Origin of the sequence: Phyllobacterium chamaecytisi (assembly GCF_020164455.1) — a bacterium.
Taxonomy (GTDB): domain Bacteria; phylum Pseudomonadota; class Alphaproteobacteria; order Rhizobiales; family Rhizobiaceae; genus Phyllobacterium; species Phyllobacterium chamaecytisi.
This window is the reverse complement of sequence record NZ_JAIQWW010000003.1, coordinates 69,720-84,647: the sequence shown is the minus strand read 5'-3', so window position 1 is coordinate 84,647 and position 14,928 is coordinate 69,720. Positions and strand designations below refer to the sequence as shown.

General features: G+C 56.3%; 12 protein-coding genes and 2 pseudogenes. 6 read left to right on the top strand and 8 right to left on the bottom strand.

Translation table 11 applies throughout. From position 1 onward, the window contains the following. Positions 1 to 8: 8 nt before the first annotated feature. On the bottom strand, positions 9 to 524 hold the full coding sequence (locus LB462_RS05965; protein ID WP_224506442.1) for a Dps family protein: 516 nt from the start codon (positions 522 to 524) through the stop codon (positions 9 to 11). A gap of 386 nt (positions 525 to 910) precedes the next feature. On the opposite strand from LB462_RS05965, the pseudogene LB462_RS05960 reads away from it, so the two are divergent. From LB462_RS05960 to LB462_RS05940, 5 genes and pseudogenes are all read left to right on the top strand, one after another. Beyond that, a pseudogene (locus LB462_RS05960) lies at positions 911 to 1,162 on the top strand (CbbBc protein); the annotation flags it as partial. Between the two features lie 30 nt (positions 1,163 to 1,192). Then, positions 1,193 to 1,945 carry a histidine kinase dimerization/phospho-acceptor domain-containing protein gene (locus tag LB462_RS31390; RefSeq protein ID WP_370637085.1) on the top strand — a complete coding sequence of 251 codons (753 nt, stop codon included), beginning with the start codon at positions 1,193 to 1,195 and terminating at the stop codon, positions 1,943 to 1,945. Beyond that, positions 1,942 to 2,301 (top strand): ATP-binding protein, encoded by a 360-nt coding sequence (locus LB462_RS05950; RefSeq protein WP_224506441.1) that lies wholly within the window; start codon positions 1,942 to 1,944, stop codon positions 2,299 to 2,301. The genes LB462_RS31390 and LB462_RS05950 overlap by 4 nt, the downstream gene beginning before the upstream one ends. Beyond that, the gene (locus LB462_RS05945) at positions 2,294 to 2,944 is read left to right on the top strand and encodes a response regulator transcription factor (RefSeq protein ID WP_224506440.1); all 651 of its coding nucleotides are present in this window, start codon (positions 2,294 to 2,296) and stop codon (positions 2,942 to 2,944) included. The genes LB462_RS05950 and LB462_RS05945 overlap by 8 nt, the downstream gene beginning before the upstream one ends. A gap of 68 nt (positions 2,945 to 3,012) precedes the next feature. Continuing rightward, positions 3,013 to 3,381 (top strand): response regulator transcription factor, encoded by a 369-nt coding sequence (locus LB462_RS05940; RefSeq protein ID WP_224506439.1) that lies wholly within the window; start codon positions 3,013 to 3,015, stop codon positions 3,379 to 3,381. A gap of 1,046 nt (positions 3,382 to 4,427) precedes the next feature. Here the strand turns inward: LB462_RS05940 and LB462_RS05935 are convergent. Continuing rightward, positions 4,428 to 5,801, bottom strand: coding sequence for a chloride channel protein (locus LB462_RS05935; protein ID WP_224506438.1), 1,374 nt, complete (start codon positions 5,799 to 5,801; stop codon positions 4,428 to 4,430). A gap of 415 nt (positions 5,802 to 6,216) precedes the next feature. Continuing rightward, positions 6,217 to 6,684 (bottom strand): DUF992 domain-containing protein, encoded by a 468-nt coding sequence (locus LB462_RS05930; protein ID WP_224506437.1) that lies wholly within the window; start codon positions 6,682 to 6,684, stop codon positions 6,217 to 6,219. A 411-nt stretch (positions 6,685 to 7,095) separates the two neighbouring features. On the opposite strand from LB462_RS05930, the gene LB462_RS05925 reads away from it, so the two are divergent. After that, a complete protein-coding gene (locus LB462_RS05925) occupies positions 7,096 to 7,302 on the top strand; it encodes a hypothetical protein (RefSeq protein WP_224506436.1) in 207 nt (68 codons plus the stop codon). Positions 7,303 to 7,323: 21 nt separating this feature from the next. Here LB462_RS05925 and LB462_RS05920 read toward each other — a convergent pair. The 5 genes and pseudogenes from LB462_RS05920 to LB462_RS05900 all read right to left on the bottom strand — a co-directional run bounded on the left by LB462_RS05920 (position 7,324) and on the right by LB462_RS05900 (position 14,839). Continuing rightward, a pseudogene (locus LB462_RS05920) lies at positions 7,324 to 8,843 on the bottom strand (mechanosensitive ion channel family protein). A gap of 57 nt (positions 8,844 to 8,900) precedes the next feature. Further along, entirely contained in the window at positions 8,901 to 9,479 is a 579-nt protein-coding gene (locus LB462_RS05915; protein WP_224506435.1) for a response regulator transcription factor, read from the bottom strand. A gap of 612 nt (positions 9,480 to 10,091) precedes the next feature. Continuing rightward, the gene (locus LB462_RS05910; RefSeq protein WP_224506434.1) at positions 10,092 to 10,883 is read right to left on the bottom strand and encodes an SDR family NAD(P)-dependent oxidoreductase; all 792 of its coding nucleotides are present in this window, start codon (positions 10,881 to 10,883) and stop codon (positions 10,092 to 10,094) included. Between the two features lie 233 nt (positions 10,884 to 11,116). After that, complete coding sequence (locus tag LB462_RS05905; RefSeq protein WP_224506433.1) at positions 11,117 to 13,969, bottom strand: ATP-binding protein; 2,853 nt, start codon at positions 13,967 to 13,969, stop codon at positions 11,117 to 11,119. A gap of 138 nt (positions 13,970 to 14,107) precedes the next feature. Then, positions 14,108 to 14,839: a sensor histidine kinase gene (locus LB462_RS05900; RefSeq protein WP_224506432.1), complete on the bottom strand. Its 732-nt coding sequence runs from the start codon at positions 14,837 to 14,839 to the stop codon at positions 14,108 to 14,110. Positions 14,840 to 14,928: the final 89 nt, after the last annotated feature.

The following is a 14,928-nucleotide window of genomic DNA, read 5'->3' as shown; positions in this document are numbered from 1 at the left end:
GGCGGCCGTCAGGCGCGCCGTGTGGTTTCGAAAAGGACCCAGTGGCGCCGTTCGGTTTCATCGATCCAGTTCTCGATGAGGCTGGTCGTCGCATGGTCATTCGCTGACGAAGTCAGTTCATGCAACTGTCGCAGGATGACCACGAGTTGCTCGTTGTCGTCGCGAAGTTCGGCTAGCATGTCGTCCGGTGTGACGAAGTCGGCGTCGTTGTCGAGGAGCCTTTGCAGACGGGCGATGTGCCCGACGGATCGAAGCGTGGTACCCCCGATCTTGCGGGCGCGTTCGGCGATGTCGTCCGTCATCGCGAAAATCTGCGCGCCCTGCTCATCCAACATAAGATGGTGGTCGCGAAAATGCGGGCCCGAGACGTGCCAGTGGAAGTTCTTGGTCTTGAGATAGAGAGTAAAGGTATCAGCCAAGAGCGCTGTGAGCGCTACTGCGATTTCCTTTGCCGAGTTCGATCCGAGATCGGTCGGCGTTTTAAGCGGAAGAACTCTGCGGGCGGCGGCTACATCTCTGTCCATTTCAGGCTCCTTGGCTGTTCAGCTGTGAGTCAACCGACATCGGTGGCTCTTTAATCGCGCTCCAAATAACCACGCCCGTGACCGATCGTGAATCGCTCGCAGGTACAGTACGACTTGTACCTAAGTGTAGTGTCGCGGCACGTCGATCCGGACTAGCTTTTCCTCATCGCCTACCCTCGACGGCGATTAAATGCCCTGGCGTTCCCTCCCCCGCCCATGGCGCGGACTTGATCCTAAGGTCTGCCAAAAAGGCCGCCTTCAACCCCGCCCGGAGGCGGCCTTTTCCCTCCAATCGCCCTATTCCAGAGTATAGTGTCGTCGCAACAAAGGCGTTGCTATCCTTCGCCCGACAATCAAGTTGACGACGAGCATCAAGGAGCCTGCAGATGAAGGAAAACCGTCCCCCAGGTATTGAGAAGTATTATCACCCCGCCGGCGGCTGGGACGCATGGAAAGCCGCCGCCAAGACACTGGCGCATCAGCAGGTCGTCGCGCAGGGTAGTCCGACGCTTCTAAAGGCAAACCAGCCCGAAGACTTCGACTGCCTGGGTTGCGCCTGGCCGGACCCGAAGCACACGTCGTCCTTCGAATTCTGTGAAAACGGCGCGAAGGCGATAACACGCGTCGCTCTTTGGGAACGCGACTACTCAAAACTCCGCGTCTATCTCATGGAACTGAAAGCCCAGGGCGTCGATGACCTCAAAGCCCATTCCCGGGCAAATCCGACATTTCTCGATCACTGCATCGGGTTGACCACGGTTGTCAACTCGAACGAGGCGGCGCGCGAAATGATCGGTCCGGAGGGCGGATCGGTCGATGCGCTACGGCGATCGATCATTCCAGGGCAGGAAAAGTTCCTCAGCTTCCTTCAGGCGATCATGGATCGAGAGAAGGTCTTTGAGGACAAAGTCGAAGCGAGGGCGGACAACGGCGACGAGAAGCTGGTCTTGCTCAGCATAAGTTTTCCCGAAGACCCGGCGGCTTTTAATCGGGTGGTGGTCAGCATGGTCGACACTACCCAGTGTGAAATGGCTTCGAAAGCGCATGCCGAAGCTCAAGCGGAATTGGCAAAGACATCGAAGGCAGCAACCGTTGGCGCTTTGTCGGCATCCCTTGCCCACGAACTCAATCAGCCGCTTGGTGCGATCGTCGTCAATGCGCAAACGCTTCTGAGGTGGCTTGGTCGCGAGCCACCGGATTTACACGCTGTGGCCAGATCGGCGGAACGGATTATCCGCGACAGCCAACGGGCCAGCGAGATCCTACAGAATACTCGAGGGTTCCTATCTCATGAAAACGGCAAGCTGGAGCGGGTCAATGGCGATGATCTCTTCAATGAAACGCTAGCGCTTATGGAGCATGAGCTTCAGCGAAGCGGGACGGCAGTGAGCTTTCAATCTCGAAGAAAGTTCCGCCCGTGACCGCCGTGAAAATTGAGCTGCAGCAGGTTTTGATCAATCTCATCACGAATGCGATACCGGCTATAGCCGAGGCAGCCTGCGATGAGCGTACCATCACCCTGGCAACTGACCAGCTCGATACAAAGCGCATCAGCGTTACCGTACGCGACACCGGACCCGGTATTACCGATCAGGCGAAAGACAAGCTCTTCGCCCCCTTCTTCACCACCAAAAGTGCGGGCATGGGAATGGCCATCTCGATTTGTCCAAGCAGGCTGGAGGCCCGTGGTGGAAAGTTAGACGGCGGCAACCATCCCGACGGCGGGGCCATGTTTGAAGTGCACTTGCTGATCACGCCAGAGGTAGAACATGCCTGATATTCGCAATCGCCCCAAGGACAAGCCGGTCGTGTTCATCGTAGATGACGATCCATCGATGCAGGAAGCGCTGATGGACCTGTTCCTGTCAATGAGCTTTCAAGCGCAGGCATTTGAAAGCGCGTCGGTTTTTTTGGCTGAGGCAGATTTCAGCAGACATGGCTGCATTCTTCTGGACGTCCGGCTGCCCGGTGTCAGCGGTATCGATTTCCAGGGCCAGCTCGAGCGGATCGGCAACAAGATGCCGATTGTCTTCATGACGGGGTTTGGTGACATACCAATGAGCGTGAGGGCGATGAAGGCCGGCGCTGTCGACTTTCTGACAAAGCCGTTCAAAGACCAGGATATCCTCGACGCGGTCGCAACCGCGATTGACCGGGACATGGTTCGCCGACAGCAGAACGCCCAGAACGACGCGGTCACCTCATTGGCACAGACCCTTACGCCAAGAGAACGCGAAGTAATGGGCTGTGTAATCAGGGGTTTGATGAACAAACAGATCGCTTTCGAGTTGGGTATCAGCGAGGTGACCGTGAAGCTTCATCGCGGGAATGTCATGAGGAAAATGGAAGCCCGCACCGTAGTCGACCTTGTGAAAAAGGCGGAGATCATGGCCGGGTCGAGCCACCCACCTGTATCTTAGTATGGTATCGTGTAGCCAGGTTCGAGCGCATAATAAGTTGGTCATAAGAAATTAAAAAGGTTGGTGCTTTGCCCCCAGTTCCCACCATAGCGGTCGTAGACGACGACCAAACGATCCGAGAAGCAATGGACGACCTGGTCAAATCCTGCGGCTACGAATGCAAGCTGTTTTCTTCTGCGGAAGAGTTCCTGGAATTCGAACCACGCTCGGAAATTGATTGCATGCTTGTCGATGTCAAAATGCCCGGTCTTAGTGGCATCGAATTACAGGTTGAACTTAACAAGCACTCCGGCAGGCCGCCGATGATCTTCGTGACGTCCTATAAAGATGAGCGTACGAGAGCCATCGCCATGAGCGGCGGCGCGCTCGCCGTATTAGGAAAGCCCGTAGATATCGATACGCTAATCAACTGCCTTGAGTTAGCCGTTCGCCGCTGATAGGTGCGGGTGTTGCGGCGGAGTCTACGATTTTACAAAGCGGGATGTTGGCTCGACAATCTGTGTCTTCGGGCTCCCGCCGCAGCAAGGCTCATACGAGTTTAGGGTGATGGCGGTAACAAGGGCACGCCACCAAGACAATTGAACGCGGCTTTAACCTGCCTGCGCCCAAGTTTCCCAACCACCGCAAAGTAGAAAGAAGTGATGATCTCGTAAATCGTGGATTTCCCTGCCCGTTCGGGCCAGCGAGGACCGTCAAGACAGGCGTTGTCATTTCGGCTTACGGAAGTGAAACAGGTTTCGAAGCTGAAGAAATGCGCATCAGTAGGCGCCCGCACCTCGGTAAAACTCCGACTGCTCGGGTTTCATCCGCCGACGACGGACGCAAGCCGAGAGCACGCTCGCGCTCATTGGCGTCGGCTCCTATCTTCGCCCAATCTTGTTAAAGCTTGCCCACGTCGACTTTCAATCGATCGTTCGGTTGATCGTCGCGCTCGCGGCACTATCCGTTACCACAAAGCTGCTCCTCAAAACGGAGACCCCACTCCTCACCTTGCTTTCGATCAATAAGACGCTCAAGGAGAGCGAGGCTCGCTATAGGTCGATATTCGACCGTACCCGTGTGGCGTTGTGGGAACAAGGCTACTCGCTTCTTCGCGAACACCTGTTGAACCTTAAGATGACGCTACGCCAGCCTGGCGCTTTTACGGAACGCCATCACCGCGGGAGTCTCTTTCCCCGTCATCCGCGACCTCGATAAGACCCTACGTAGCATCTCACCGGATAGACGACCATGTAGATGATGATGCGCACGCCATCCTCATCATGGATCAGCCGGGCAAGCACATGTCCACGACCTTCTCCATTTCAGGCAACATCCCAATCCTGCAACTTCCGCTGAAGTCACCGGATCTCGGTCCGGTTGACACTTCGGTTCCCATGACAGCACCGTTGCCCATTGCTGTAAAGGTTAGCCCTGCTCGGAATCAGCCTAGCGCACGATGTCCCCGGTAGGCGGACAACGAGATTGGGAAAATGGATCTTGATCAACGAGAGGGTGTAAACGCCATTGGTGTAGCCGCCGCCCGCCGCTCCAACGCAGATTTGAGGGCCAATCGCACGGCCGACGCGGAGACAACTGCAATCGTGATGGGCAGCAGAAACGGCAGCGGTGCATCCAAAAACTCCATCGAGAGGAAGATGGCCGTGAAAGGCATCGCCATTGATGACGAAAGAAATGAGGCGGCGCCGACGATCGCCAGAGTTCCATCAGTGGCGAAAGTCATCCATGGCTGCATCAACCCGCCAATGGCTATCGCAATCAAGGCTCCCAACGAGAACCCAGGTGTCAACAGCCCTCCTCTCGCCCCGGCCCTGAGAACGAGCGTCAGCGACAGAAGCTTCGCGACAATTAGCAGCAAAGCTAGCCCAGGGGAAAGGTTGTCGGAGAAGGCAAGCTCGGCCGGACCTTTTCCATTGCCGAGCAATTGTGGAAGGACCGTCGATATGATGCCGACAATTAAGAACGCAAGGGCACTCTTCCACACCTGCGATATTTTCAATGGCGCGGCTCGCGTGCATTTTTCCGTCCACCTACTGAATGCATAGCCGGCCGCGCCCAGAAGAGGGCCGAAAGCCAGGCTCCACAGCACGAGAGGCTCGTCGACTCCATAGGCGGGAATAGAATATTGCGGATCAGCTCCAAGCGCGGCACGAGCGACCCAAGCGGCGGTGGTACAGCTGGTACCTGCGTACAGCAGTATTTTCAGGCTGACGCGTTTGACTAGCACTTCTAGAATGAAGACCATCGCGGCAGTCGGTACATTGTAGACTGCAGCAAGGCCGGCACCCGCCCCGCATGCCACGAGCAGTCGGAAATCCTCGTCCGACACTTTGCCCCACCGTGCAACATGCTGCCCGAGAAGCGCTCCCAACTCGCGCGGGGCGACCTCGCGGCCGAGCGGCGACCCCATCGCCACAGTGACCATCTGGAGCAAACCGTGGATCATTGTTTCCGCGACTGGCATCAAGTTCGTAGATTCTTTGACCGCAGAACTGACGCTCGTTAGCGGACGACCGAATCTGCGGAGCAGATACCAGCCGAGGCCGGCAATAAGCCCACAGACTGTCAGGACAGCAATACGCCGGGTCTTGGATGCCGAAGAGACACCTTCAAGAAAGCTCTCTGGGCCGGTCACTATTGCAAGGCTGTAGCCAAACGCCCTGTGCTGCACCCAGTGCAGCACAAGCGCCAGCGCCATCCCAGCTAACCCGGAGAGAACCCCAGTGGCCACGGAGTAGATAATGGCAAGCGTGGCCGCCTCGCTTCGCAGGACGAGCCATCGCAGCAGGCGCGCCCGTATGCCTTGCACATCATTCCCGACACTGATTTCCATCGTTCTTGGCTCGGTGTCGGCCATGACGGGTCCTTCATCTGTTTAAGCCGACGACCCGTGAAGATGGGAGATCGATGGCCCCGAGCCTTCCCAATCCCAATGAGCGTCGGTGTACGTCCTTTGCCGCGAGCAACTGTTTGTTCGTGATCCTGTTGGTTCTGTCGATGTCGGTCGTAAGCGTCCTCGGAACTTCCGGTGGTAGCGGCTTGCGCATAGCCTATCACTGCGCGGTATCAGTGCGGCTTCATAGAGAAGCCGGCGGCGGCTAAATGATCGCCTTTCGAACTCCCGCCACCCGTTCCTGTTGTCCGTGAAAGAACAACTACAACAACACGTGTCACCGCGATTGATGTGCCCTTGGGGGTGCACCGCCGCTGCCTCCCCCAGCCCTTCATCCTGGCCAAGTCCATTCTTGAAGTTCGAACGCCCATTCACGCAGCTAAAGTGCACGAAGTTTGAACTCGGAGACGCCTACGGCAAGGTTTAGACCCTGTTCCCCTTCAATGGACAGCGGCTGTAAGGTAAACGAATTTCTGCCATCTCCGACCAGCGCGTTGGCTCCGACGCCCAGACCAAGGCTGACGTTTGCCTCCACGCCGCGATAGGTGCCTTCAAGTCCGCCTTGCGGGCCATGTGTCGGAGCATACACAAGCCAGATCAGACGCGCTTTATCGATAGTGCCAACGTCAAGGCCGAAGCTTGTGACCGTTCCCGTATACTGGCTGGCCGCGCCTTGTCCTGATGGCTGGAATACACAGGTCGCATCCTGCTTCGATCCAACGATCGCGCCTATGCCCGAAGACACATCGCAATCGAGTTTGCCGACCGCGACGCCCTCAGCATGCGACGCGCTTGCCCAGAGGGCCGACCCAAGTACAGTGGCAGCGATGAGATTTCTGACAAGCATGATGTTCTCCATGTGATTGAAAGGCTCGGATTGAGCGACGTCCGTATCCTGGTTGAGAAATACTCGGCGCGATATCAGATGAGCGTTTAGGTCCTTAACGACCTTAGTATAGTTTCGGCCGCGCCCCGTTCCCCGTAGTCTTTGTTCACCGCCTCATCCCTCTCCTCCCAATGAGGCGGGTGGCCGACCTTAGCCTCGGCCGATTTCAGACTTCGACTTGCTCCCCTGCGTCGAAGTCTGCGGACCGCGACCCACTGGAGGCCATCCTTCGCCCTTGGATGGCCTCTTTTTTTATCCTAGCCGGGGGCGTGTCCTATCATCGGCAGGGCTTACCTAGACCCAAGTATGGTTACGGCCGGCGGGCCTCACAGGCATGATACGGGAAAGCAAACACGAACCACGGAGACCATAATGTTCACCTTGATCCACTCCTTCTTCAGCGATTCCGATGACAAGGTAGTCATGGCTCTTCAGTTCGCGAACCCTTTGACCGGCAGCAGGTACACATTCCATTGCGGGCTCGCTCGCGAGCGAAGCTCAAATCTTGACGACAAGGAAAGCTTCACCAAGCGAATGGATGACTACCGGCGCTCAATCGAGCTCTCTGCCAACCCGTAAGGCTAGCGCTTCTCACAGGCCTCACAGTTCGCTTTGCGGAACCTCAAAGAGGCTCTTGATCCTAGCAACTAGCGACGGGACGGATTTGCCCTTCTGGGTCATGCCCCTGTTTGTAAGGGACAGACCGTACTCAACACGGTGTGACAACGTCAACGCGAGTTCTTCCGCTAAAGCTGCTCGTTCCTGCAGCAGAGGGGCAAGGCTAGACTGATCAATCTCGTAGACTACAACTGCGGTCAATGCACGAAGCGTGGCCGCCTCCCCGACGCCCGAGAAGAAACCCTGTCTCGCCAAAGTATTCACCAGGAGCCAACCGTCCGACTTCCGTCTCCCTCGTTCCGTCCTGCCGCATGGCGCGACACAGCTCCGGCGCGAACGATCGTCAACGATGAGGCAGTATCGCCTTGTTCGATAATGTGCTCGTCTTTCTTGAAGGATCGCCGTTTCATAGAGCGCGCCAGAATTTCCTTCTCCTCATCGGTGAGCGACGAGAACAGCGGAACGGCATTCAAAGGCGAGAGTGGTGTTTTCTTTCTTTGGGTTGTGGTTTCGATTCTATCGCCGGGGGTACTCTGTGCCGCCTCGGCGCCAGCAAGTACCAAACCTGCCGCTCTCAGGTGCCTGTAAAGTAGGTCGTATAACTCATTCTTCGCTGCTGGAACCTCTGAAATGTCCCGTACGCGGAACGACAGCTCGAGTTCAAGCGCAGTTGCGGTGATACCTTTGATCTGTACAGTCGGCGGAGGTTCAGGCAGGCTTTTTGTACTGTTGAGCAGCACCGATGTCATCACGGCCGATATCATACTGGGCATGGTCGTTGGAGCTACCTCCACTTCCAGACTGACGCCATGGCTGCGGTCCGGACTGCTGAGATTTGTCAAACCGACCTTCGCCAGAAAGCTGTTCGGAAGGACGACGAGATCGTTCGTTGAGTTCAGAAGATGGGTGGATCGCCAGTTGGTCTCCACAACCCTCCCTTCGATTTTGTCATTCAGGACTATCCAGTCGCCGATTGAATACGGCCGACCAAGGTTGAGTGCGATCCCAGAAAAAACGTCGCTTAGGGTGCTCTGCATCGCTAGGCCGAGAATGATTGCGAATACTCCCGACGTCGCGATCAACGTTCCAACTGGTACCCCGAGGACATAGGCTACGACCGATAGTGTTGCTCCGAGATAAATGAGTCCGACGACAAGGTCTTGGACAAGCCGTCCCTCCCTTGGCTGGCCCTCGAACCTCAGATACACCCGAACAAATCCGACGAGGGCTGAGGCGGCATAGATCCACCAGATGATCTTTGCCAACGCAATGAATATGCGTTCGAACGCCTCGGAAGCCTGAGGTTCTTCCTGGTAAGGAACGATCCCGTGATAGAGGAGGAGAACGGTAAGCGCCACGAAGAAGAACACTTGGCCAGCGAACCTTATTTTGGGAAAGCCGCGCATACCGACACGCGTGGTAAAAACCCCCACGACAGCGAGCGTCCCCGCCTGAACGGTAGGATCAACGATGGCCTGAGACCAACTCAAATTCTGGAACATTTGTTTCTATCACGATCTGAGCATGTCGCCCTACCCCTGCAGGACGAATTGCGGCTATCAAGGGGAAACCAACATCTCGGTCCGCTCGAGCAACCTTTGAAGTGTCCGTCGGTGCATGGACAACGCGCGCGCCGCCCGCGCTACGTTGTGGTTGCATGCTGAGTACACAGTTCGGATATGCTCCTTACGCACTGCGTTTGGGCAGGGAAGCACATCTGGAAGAAGGGCCTTGCTGCAATACTGTCCAAGCAGAAGCTGCAGCACAAACTCGGTCTTGATCGGTTTCGGCAGGACGTCAGTTGCTCCCCTCATGGCGGCGTGAACCGCGACTGAAATATTGCAAAACGCGCTGTGGACCAGAATACGTGAATTCGGGTTGTTTTTTCGGACATCCTCGATCAACGAGAATCCGTCGCCATCCTGAAAGCGAAGCTCGATCAACGCAAAAGAAATCGGAATTGAAGAGATAAATGAGCGACTCTCCTCCAATGTCGTCGACAGTTTGACGAAGTAGCCGCTGCGGACGAGGTGCCGGACGAGGTCTGAATTGCGATCGATTGCTGGATCGGCGACCAGAACACAGCATACGTTCTGGTTGAACGGCGATTTTGGCATGGCAGGTGGTGGCATAAACATGTCGGACCTCCTTCGTTTGGATATAGAGGTTAGCCGGTGCGCCAAGGACCTAACACTATACTTAGATGCAGGTAGGCCACGCCGAATTGGCAGTTGTGAACCGGCGCGTGGCTTGAACCGCGAACGGAGCTGGTGTTCCATTACTTGGTTGGGTCTCGACCAATAACGTTTCCAACCTAGACCACTGTATAGATGCGGCCGATAATACGCTGCTGATATCCAATTCTTGTGCCGAAAAATCGGACCAAATCTCGTTCGGCACAATGACGACAGCGGCTGTCCGATACGGCCGTCCTGGGACATCTGAGGCATTACTTCACTTCGGGCTTCCTACCCGACCCCTTGAACGCGTCCTAAAGACGCCGGAGCACAGCTATGGATCGAGCCCAAGAACCATCGTCCGCACAGAAGCGCTCACCCGTCTGTTCCAGGGCGGGCACACTGTGCGCTTGCGTGGTGATTGCCGGCGCCTTGCTCGGCGATACATTGTTTTTCGATACGTCACACGGGGTCGAACCGGGACCTAACGATGCCGCGGTACCGGTTCAAGTCGCCCCGGTTGTAGTGACAAATTTCCCACTGTACCTCGACGGGCTCGGCACAGTGGAGACTTCAGGCAATGGTTGGGATGACTCCCCCGTCGGCCCGTATCGCGGCTCCATTGGTTGCAGCGGAACGCGGGCTCGACACAAAGGCCACTAGATCGGCGATCTCCTCAGGCAATATGAGCCGTTGGAGCAAAGACATCGAACGATGTGTCCTGAAGAATTCGCTCTCGACTTGGGCTTCGCTTGCCTCCGGATTTGACGACAGCGACCTTAGAAATTCAATACTCGCATCCGAGCGTGTGGGGCCGGGCAGGACTGCGTTGACAGTTACGCCCGTGCCCCTGGTCTCGTTCGCCAATCCGCGAGAGACGGCCAACTGCGCTGTTTTCGTCATGCCGTAATGAGCCATGACGGAAGGCGTCATCAGGCCTGACTCGCTCGAGATGAAGATTATCCGCCCCCAGTCCCGCTTCAGCATCCCGGGAAGGTAAGCGCGAGATAGCCGAATACCGCCCATTACATTGACCTCAAAGTAACGGAGCCAATCCTCGTCGGATATCTCTGCGAAAGGCTTTGCCTCATATATTCCCAGGTTGTTGATCAAAATATCCACTTCGGGCAGTTCCTCGGCAACCACGGCGGCTCCCGCGGCAGTCGATGTGTCAGCGTCGATTCCTCTAACTTTTCCTCCGCTGCTGAGTCCGATGTTGTTAACAGCGGCTGCCAAACGCAGTTTGTTTCTGCCAGGGATGACTACGCTAGCGCCTTCGGCAACCAACGATCTCGCGATCTCGAGGCCGATCCCGCCGGTCGCGCCCGTAACTAAGGCTGTCTTGCCAGCGAGTTGCAAATCCATGCCGATTTCTCCTTGATTGTATGTTGGATAATGAGCTTTCGTGTTTGGGGGCGTTGTTCCCGTCCTGAAGCTCGTAATCATTCACGACGGCTCTCATCGGTTCAAAGTGACGCCGCTAGGCCGATGTAGCGAGTTCAGTATTGCAAAAAGGTGCAAATCCGACAGGCGGTGGGGAGTTCCTTGAGTGAGAGAGTGACATCGTCGCAAACACGGCAGAAAGTGTGCGGTCTGCCTTACGCGGTGGCTTTGATGGTCTGCAAGGATGCCAGCATCATGCGTGCGCAAACTAGATCGGACGTTTCGAAGCCCTCTGTGAAACGGCTCAGAAGGACAGTAAGCAGCTCGATTGCTTGCGACCTTTTACCCGCCACGGTCCATGATCTCGCTAAGGGAATTGCAGCCCGCAGCTGCCAGCTAAGAGCCGACTGCTGTTCCGCAAGCACCATAGTTCGCATCAGCAATGCCTCAGCTTGGGGTATTGCCGGATTGACTTGCCGCAAAAGGATCCCCGCTTTCGCCATGAGCAGGTCAGGCATCCATATCTTCTCCGCACGGCGCTCCGCGGCGTAGATGGCAGCGTCGACAACGGCGTGCGCGTCGTTCCACCTAGAACAGGCAGCCAGAGCATTTGCTAAAACAGCAGACGTCGTGGAGACCACGATGTCATTGCGGTTGGCCTGCATACCATCGATTGCCTCTCTTAAGACCTCTACGCCGAGATACGGTTTGCCAGTTAAAACCAAAAGCTCCCCCGCTAGCGCTTGCCCAAGCGACCTGAAGGCGCTCAAGCCCTGCTTGGTCGCCTGAGTGATGGCCATCTCGATATAAGGTGAGGCTTCATCATACTTGCCAGACCAGAGAAATACGGGTGTCGCATATATCAACGACAGACAGTACGAGACGTGTTCAGGGTTCTTAGCGCTCTCTGCAACAGCAAGCCGTGCCGCAGCGAGAGCCCGATCCGGATAACCGTGGAGCCAAAGAGAGCGCGCCAATGCAAACCGGACTCTCGCCTCCTGAAACAAATCGAGCTTGACCGGAGGTTCGATGCGGGCCAGCGCCTGGCCGATCTCAGCATGCTGAATGGCCGCGTACTGGTCGCCAGCCAAGTGGTATGACGCCGCCAACATCCATTCCGCCAGGATCGTCTCACTGCGCCCCTGTATTTTTTTGGCGACAGCAAAGCTTTGCTCCGCTGCATCCAACGCGGCGCTGAATTCTCCTTGGCGGGTGAGGAATACGTTCAAGTCGGCCAGGAGATTGAGTTGGCATTTGTCGTCCCGCCGTGTCCGTGCGAGGTCCAGTGCATTCTGGATCAATACCCTCGTTTCCCTGCCGCCATTCACATATATACTAGATCGGGCCAGAGCTTCGAGCAAGCTAAGGTGGAACGCCGTCCCCTCATGTTCGGAGCGAAGCGCATTCAAGGCCTCTCTGCACCAGTGATGGCAGAGCGCAAAGTGCGATTTCGCCATAAAGAGGCGAGTCGCTTTCCCGGCGATTTCGATCCCCAATACCTTGTCGCCCTCTTCCGAGAAACACCAGGGCAGGACAATCTGTATGTTTCCGATGTGATAAGCACAAAGTTCGTCACAGCAATCGGCAGCCTGTGGCCCCTGAAGACGTGTTAAAAAGTCTCTCAAGTGATTGGCTAAGCGCTCGGCAAGCCGGCCTTTGAAACCCGTAGTTTCGAGTCTTTCCATGGCATAAGCGCGGGTTACACCGAGAATTCGATATTTCGCCATTTGCAAATCGGAGGAATTTTGCACCAATGACTTTTCGACCAGGCTGGCTATTGCAGCCCTAACATCGGCGTGCGCGCCGTCCTTCCCAACGACCGCGTCTGCATCCTCCAGGGTGAAATCGGAGCCGAAAATCGCCAGTTCGAAAAGGATGGTCCGCTCGTGAGGGGCCAATAGCTTGACGCTCCAGTCGAGAAGAGATTCGAGCGTTTGGTGTCGCGATGAGGTGGTCCGTGTGCCCAGAAGCTGTAGACCGCTTCCTTCGTTCAACAGCTCTAGAGTTCCACGTATTCCGTAGAACCCGACGCGGCTGGCAGCCAGTTCGATCGCCAAGGCAATCCCGTCTAGACGTCTGCAAATATCGACCACCAGAGGGGCATCGATGTCGGTCAGTCTCCCCGCAAAGCCTCCGGTTGCGGCCCTTTCCATAAATAGCTGCACTGCTGGTGAAGCAAGTGCCTTTGACGCAGTCATCGGTCCGTCCTCGGGGAGGCCCAGAGGCGGCAGCAAAAGAATATTCTCGCCTCTGACCCTAAGGGCCTCGCGGCTGGTGGCGAGTATCGACAGTGATTGAACACCATCGAGGAGACGCTGGGCCAACGGAGCGGCTATCTCTATCACATGCTCGCAGTTGTCGAGAATTAGGCACGTTTCGCGCCCGGACAGGAACGTGCGTAGAGACTGCTCGGGGTCCGAACCCTGAATGAAACACCCGACAGAGGAGGCGATGAAGCTGGAGACGTCCGCACCGTTCGTTATAGCTTGCAGATTGATGAAGAAAACGCCCATTTTGCACGCACTGACAAGCGAATTCGCAACTGCGATCGCGACGGTCGTCTTTCCTATTCCGCCAGTACCCACTAAAGTCACAAACCGGCGTGAGGTCAGCATGGAAGTAAGCCTTCCAACTATCTCGTCTCTCCCCACGATCGAACGAGGTAGTTTCGGAAGGGCACCATATTGTGCGGGTTCGGAAGCCGCCTGATATCCTGTCTCTTTATCCAACTTGTCGCCCGATACGGGAGCAGCAAACAAGTAACCTTGGCCCGGAACATTGATGATGTACCTCGACCCGTTGATTCCGTCGCCCAAAGCCTTGCGGAGCGCGGTTAGCTGGGTGCGAAGATTTGCATCCTCCACTGTGACGCCTTTCCAGACCTGTTCGATCAAATGGCGCCCGCTCACCACGCTTCCGGGATTGTCTAGCAGCACCCCGAGAACGTCCAGCGCCCGCCCTCCGATGAGGACAGGAATACCTTCGCGCGTCAGCGATCGCTGCGCTTTTACGAACCGAAACGGACCGAATAGACGCGCGTCTTCCTGCGAAACAAGTCGTACACTCATGTTCGACTACTCCAGCGCAACTGGTGCGATCATCAGCTCCCCAAATCCGATCCTATCATTTTTTTCCGCCTATGGAACCGACTGCTCGGACGACTCATCGCGGACGTCCTGCGCCAAAATAGACCGCCGTTAGTGGGCTCATGATTCGTTATCCGCCGCTTCTGCTGAGGCATGGCCGACACCCGGCAAGATCATGCGGAATGTGCTTCCCTCACCCCAATCATTTCTTCGGGCCCAGATGCGTCCACCGTGATTGTCTATGATTGCTCGGGAGATAGCCAGACCAACCCCCGATCCATACGGCTTGGTCGTATGCAGGAGGTCAAAAACGTGATCCACGTGGTGAGCCGGTATTGGCTCGCCGGAGTCCTCGATCGCTATCAACACTCCTCCTTGGTCGACCTGATAAGTGCCTACCCGCAGATATCCCGCTCGCCGCCGCGTCGCGCGAATAGCGTCGATGCTATTCGCGATCAAATTCGTGAAGACGTGTTCCAGCTGTGCGCGATCCGCCGAAATGAGCTGGAGGCTCTGGCAGAAATCTCTCTCGACCCGGATGCTGGCATCTGCAATTTCGGAAAACATCAGCGACAGGGTGCCATTTGCGATGTCATTGACATTGACCGCTTCACGGTCTGAACGCAGAAGCCACGACGGGTCCCGGAATCGGCTGATGATTTCGCATGTACGCTCCGTGTTGCGGATCAAGAGTCGAAGAGACTTTTGTGCGCGCATGACATCAGCGGGGCCCTTATCCAGCCAGCGTAAGGCAGCTTCCGCGTTGATAAGAACAGCAGAGGCGGATTTATTCACCTCATGAGCCAAGAATGTCGCGCACAGGCGAGCGTCAATCGGCAGGGGATCGTGCATTTGCGTACTCCTCGGATCAACAGCGCACCCTAAAGTGGCCCACTCGATCCAAATGCGGGGAAAGCACTTGTTTCACACACGGAGCAAAT